The sequence below is a fragment of the Microcoleus sp. S13_C3 genome (genome assembly GCF_036700905.1).
Classification (GTDB): Bacteria; Cyanobacteriota; Cyanobacteriia; order Cyanobacteriales; family Microcoleaceae; genus Microcoleus.
In genome coordinates, this window is record NZ_JAUBPT010000272.1 from 1 (window position 1) to 5,624 (window position 5,624).

4 protein-coding genes and 1 pseudogene are annotated in these 5,624 nt (G+C 47.5%); all 5 read right to left on the bottom strand.

All coding sequences use genetic code 11. From position 1 onward, the window contains the following. Nucleotides 1–58: 58 nt before the first annotated feature. Entirely contained in the window at nucleotides 59–421 is a 363-nt protein-coding gene (locus QUA16_RS37115; protein ID WP_445305426.1) for a response regulator, read from the bottom strand. A gap of 373 nt (nucleotides 422–794) precedes the next feature. Next, nucleotides 795–3,203, bottom strand: a complete 2,409-nt coding sequence (locus QUA16_RS35360) for a PAS domain-containing protein (protein WP_333109475.1) — start codon at nucleotides 3,201–3,203, stop codon at nucleotides 795–797. Between the two features lie 259 nt (nucleotides 3,204–3,462). Beyond that, the gene (locus QUA16_RS35365) at nucleotides 3,463–4,959 is read right to left on the bottom strand and encodes a mannitol dehydrogenase family protein (protein ID WP_333109473.1); all 1,497 of its coding nucleotides are present in this window, start codon (nucleotides 4,957–4,959) and stop codon (nucleotides 3,463–3,465) included. A 5-nt stretch (nucleotides 4,960–4,964) separates the two neighbouring features. Continuing rightward, entirely contained in the window at nucleotides 4,965–5,138 is a 174-nt protein-coding gene (locus tag QUA16_RS35370) for a hypothetical protein (protein ID WP_333050745.1), read from the bottom strand. 202 nt (nucleotides 5,139–5,340) lie between these two features. Next, nucleotides 5,341–5,624: pseudogene (locus QUA16_RS35375) on the bottom strand (RNA-guided endonuclease TnpB family protein); the annotation flags it as partial.

Sequence of the window (5,624 nt, forward strand, 5' to 3'; positions counted from 1 at the left end):
AAACAAAATGGTACACCGCATATTTGTCTATAAGTGTATCATTTTGTCTATTTATTCGCTACCTAGGGACTAGCTCTGGCATCCCAATGTCACATAACAGCAGATCCGGGACAGATTGATTCAGGAGAGTCAACGCCTGTGCAGCCGAAGCGGCTGTGGCAACTTGTGCGCCAGATTGCATCAGGGTGAATGCTGCCAACTCCCGCATATCTGCATCGTCGTCCACAACCAAGACATGAACACCTGCTAAGTCTGCCGCACTTTCTGGGTGCCTGTCATCAGAAGAGGATTCCGGTTCTACGAGGTTTAACGGTAGCCGGATGGTAAATGTAGCCCCTAAGTTCTGTCCTAAGCTGTCTGCTTGAACGGTTCCTCCATGCAGTTCGGTAAAATGACGGACGATCGCCAGCCCCAATCCCAATCCGCCAAATTGTCGAGTCGTTGTGCCATCTTCTTGACCGAGAAAATGGGATGCAAGCCCCGTCCTTTTAGGACGGCTTTATGCTATAGTTTAATTGGTTGAAATCCCCACCTAAGATTGCAGCGATATATACTCATCTTGAGTTGAAACCGGGACTGATCCAGTAATAGGGAAAGACTGAAGGGCAATGGTTAAAATCCAACCTGGAAGCAAAACAAAGTATTGTTAATGTTTTTTAAACAAAACGATACATATAGTCGGGATAGGGCATTGCCACGACTTAAAATGAACATGGAGGCGCTCGTAAGACTACTTCGGTAGCATTGGTCGATGAAGTGTTAAGAATCCTCTCGCCTTTAGGCAGGGGAGTATGTCAACAAAGCAAGGCATCGGTCTGCATATCCCAGTCCCACGTTCCCATGCGTCCGACCTTCAGCGCGAGTTGCAGATGAGCTTCACTTTCTCGCAATTCCTCTTCTGCCCGCGATCGCTCCACGGCTAGCCAGGTTTTTTCAGCAATTCGCTCCATCAGTACCACCTCTTCCTCTGTCCAGCGTCGGGGAGCCACATGGTGCAACACAAACAATGCGACAAATTTTCCTTCTTTCACCAAGGGAACACACAGAAGAGATTTGGTTTGAATTGCATCAAAGGCAGCAGCCCCCGCTCCGGCAGTGCGAGGATCGGCATCAACATCGTCCACGACGATTGTTCCGCCCTGCTTTAATTCAGCAATGAGTTCAGGGCCAAACGAATCCAGGTGATGTTTACCCACCATGCTGATTACACCATTGCAATAATCGCGATCGACGATGACGTATTCCTGCGTTGGGTTAATTTCACCGTAGGTACAGCGAGTGACATTGAAGTGCTCTCCTGCGGAGCTAACCACCCGCCACATAATTTCCTTCGAGTCTTGAAGGGCACGAATCGCGTCATTCAATTCGATTAGGAATTGCTGAATTTCTTCTTTCTGCTGGAGGTTCTTGAGCAGTTGTTCAATTTGTTGCCTGGCCCGCACCTGGGCTGTCACTTCAATGTTATAAATCAACACACCCTGAATGGTTCCCTCAGCATCCCGCCAAGCCGCAAAGATGCAGTGGAAAAATGCTTCTTCCAACACTCCATCGCCGTTCCGGTCCCAGTAAGTAGGCGATTCATTCACACTGAACGTTTCTCCCGTCCGGTAAACGCGATCGAGCGCTTCAAAGTAAATTTGTCCCTCTAGTTCCGGGAAAACATCCCGCATTGATTTCCCGATCATGTCTGGATTGCGCCCAGTCCCTTGCAGATAGGTTGGATTGGCAAATTCATACACAAGATCGGCACTTTTAACAATGGCAATCATGGCAGGCAATTGCATCAGGATGTCATGCAACCGCTGGCGTTCGGTTTCGGCTTCGAGTCTGGCAGATTGTTCTCGTTTTAAAAGGCGATCGCGCTCTGCTTCGATCTGTTTGCGTTCGGTGATGTCAACCGAAACGCCAACCATGCGAACTCCCTGTCCGGTTTCATCCAGATAAACTCGCCCCTGACTGTTGATCCAGCGCACAACTCCGTCGGGAGTAATTACCCGGTACTCCTGCACGTAGGACTGTTGTCCAGCAATTGCCCCTTGAGCCGCTTGGATCACCCGTTGTCGATCGTCTGGATGAATGAGTGCAAAAAAGTCTTCTCCGGTGCCTTCGTGAAAACCCCAAACGTCTAGAGCATTAGCAGAACACACTACCTGATTGGTCGGCAAATCCATATCCCAGACCACCATCTGAGCCGCCGTTAATGCCAATTGCAGGCGTTCTTGGCTCTCTCGTAATGACTGTTCAACTTGTTTGTAATCCGTCAAATCTTGGAAGATAACAACGGCTGCAACAATCTGCCCCTGCTTATCTAAAATCGGTGCTGAGTTGGCGTTAATGAAAATGCGGCTACCATCATCTCGATGAATTTCCATCTCCTCGTTGGTAACGACTTCACCGGTTTTTAGCGATCGCGCTAATGGATACTCATGAGGGGCATAGAACTGACCATCTAAGCGAAAGATTTCACATGGAATAATTGGTGCATATTCCTCAAGCTCAAGCGATGGTTCGTAGCCATACCCAACAATCTGCTTGGCTTGTTCGTTGGCCAGAACCAACTTACCAGATGCTGCATCGGCAATCATTACTCCAGCAGGCATTTGTCGTAAGACGGCTTCAAATCTGGCGCGTTCAATTTCAAGCTCGTGCAATAACCGTTCTCGTTCTGCCTCTGCTTGCTTGCGTTCTGTAATATCGCGAAAATAAACTGCTACTCCTGCACTCCAGGGATAGGCCTTCGCCTCTATCCAACGCTGGACTGATTCCCCAAATTCTTCCCAGGAAACAGGGACTTGTTCCGTCATTGCCCGATGTAGTTCTCGATAGGGAATTGCACCAACCAGCTCAGGAAAAACCTCATTCCAAACGTGCTTTCCTAGTAGATTTTCTGGTGTTTTGTGCAGGATTTGAGCCGCCGCCCGATTCACGTAGGTGTAGCGCCAGTCGCGATCGAAGGCGACAAAAGCATCCGTAATGCTTTCCAGAATCGTTGCTACATTGCCCTCAGTTTCTTGGGTACAGAACAACTGTTCGCCCTCCAGAGTGCGGGCAAAGCGTTCAATGACTTCAGAGCGAGAAATTCCTCGCCTGTGAGCCTCTTTATCGAGCGATCGCCATGCTGTATTAGTCAGAGATACGCTGACTCGTTGTTTCATCTCCAAGTTCCAATTGCTAACAAACTTGCCTGTGGCGTCGCGCTTCATGAAGATTCATCCGTAGGCATACACGGTCTCCTCCATTGAACCTGAGTTACTCACTCAGGAGAATCTGCCTTAAGATAGATGCTTTGGCGAGAGGGAAGATAGGGAAGAATGACATCAATAAATATTGCGCTGTACTGCCTCCTGAATTTCCCTTTGCACTCGTAGACATAGAGGTGGGCTAGACGGGAGAATCCCACGGCTTTAACGTAGTGCAGCCGTGGCATTCTCTAATAAGTTTCCTCACGGATGCGGATAGTTCCTACGACAATCTGGCTAGCGTTCCTTGAGCACCAAACTCATGCAAACTACGCAACTGGTCACCCACAGCCTCGACGAAACGCGGCGACTCTCCTAAATCTCCAAAAATTTCAGATAAGCTGAGTAATGGTCTGGGATCTAATTCACTCAAACTGGCGCGTTGAGTGAGGATGTCTGCTAATGGGTCATCAATGGGAATAGGTTGCCCTTGTTCATCATGACTATTGATGTATCGACACCAAGCAGCAATCGTCAAACTTAGGTAATCGATCGCACCTCCAAGTTGTAATTTATCGCGGATCGAACCCAAAACAAACTTAGGAATTTTTGCCGATCCATTCAGGCAAAGGCGTGGAAGCTGATCGCGAATTTTGGGATTGGAAAACCGTTCAATTAAAGTTTTTTTATAATCGTCTAAATCAATCCCCGGAACGGGTTGAAGCGTTGGTGTCACCTCATCCATCAGGTTAGCAACTGCTTGCACAAATAAGGGATCAGCCATGACTTCATAAACGTAGTTATAACCTGCCAGAGAGCCGAGATAGCCAATCAGCATATGGCTGGCATTGAGCAGCCGAATTTTCATCATTTCATAGGGATGAACATCCTTAGTCATCTGTACGCCAAGGGATTCCCAATCGGGTCTGCCTGCACAAAAGGTATCTTCGATTACCCACTGGGTGAAAGGTTCCGCGACGCATGGAAAGGCATCATCAATACCAAACTGTTGGGCGACCATTTTGATATCTGCTGGGGTTGTCAGCGGAGTAATGCGATCGACCATGCAGTTGGGAAAGGCAACGTGTTCAGCAATCCAACTTCCTAAATCCCGATCGCGCATTTGGGCAAATGTCGTTAGCATTTTCCGCACCATATTGCCGTTGCCCTGGATATTGTCGCAGGACAAGACTGTAAAGGGTGCCAACCCCTGTTTACGCCGCTTGGAGAGTGCGGCTGTCAAAAAACCGTATGTCCCAATTGGTTGGTCAGGATGTTGCAAATCGTGCTGCATCGTCGGGTGGTTTACATCGAAATTGCCACTTCCTTCAATGTAGTAGTAGCCGCTTTCAGTGATGGTTAGAGTAACAATTCGGCATTGGGGATCTGCTAATGCTTCAATAACTGCTTGACGGTTGTCTGGTGCAAACAGGTATCGAGTAATTGAACCAATGATCCGAGCGCGATCGCACTCAGGCGATTGCTCAACTAAGGTATACAAACAATCTTGGGACAGAAGGGCATCCCGTATTCGCCTGTCATAGTCATTGTCAAGCAATCCAACCCCACAAATTCCCCAGTCACTACCAGGATTCTGATGGAAATAATCATCGAGATAGAGCGCTTGGTGCGATCGATGAAATCCACCAACCCCAATATGCACAATTCCATTAGTAATTTGATGGCGATCGTACTTGGGTACGCGAACGTTTCCAGGTAAAAGAGACAGGGATGCTTGATTCAGCTTGATTGTTGAGCTTGTACTGGTATTGCTGTTCATTTTATTTATACTAGGTGGTGACGACGGCTTTTTAAAACTGCTTCACCCTGTAAGTCAAACAGATGGCTCATATCGCCGCTAATGTGAATAGGAACAATATCGCGCAACTGGCTGGAATTATCTCCGTCTGTTTGCACGACTCCGTAAGGAATCTGAAAATATGCGGAAAGATTCCGCATATTCAGCTTAAGCCGCGTATTCTGCAGAAAGAATCTGCTTAAGTAGTAAACTTGGGGTGTTATGCCGAATCATTCTGCCTATCTACCCACTATGGGATCTTAAGCGGAAAGTTTCAGTCAATTATATAGTTAGGCGAGCGATTTCTGCTTTGATTTTTAATTCAATATCAACATATCGGTTAAATAGCTGGCAAAAGTATAGTCATTTATAGACATGGGAGGCTTCAAGCCCCTCCCCTTTCACTTTTACTTTGAGCGGATTAACCCGCCTCGGCTGAACTACGCAGCTCCCTATCCCATTGCTGAACGCATTTGGGATTGCTTTTCTGAGAATGTTGTACGAAGCATTCACGTCAGAATTAATTAATTGACCCGTCGATGTTTTGTACAAACCACGCTTAATCCGTTGGCCAGTAAACACAGGCTCTTTTTCTGTTTTACCGTAAACAGGAATTGGATCTAAACCCAGAAAGTTGGAGCGGGACG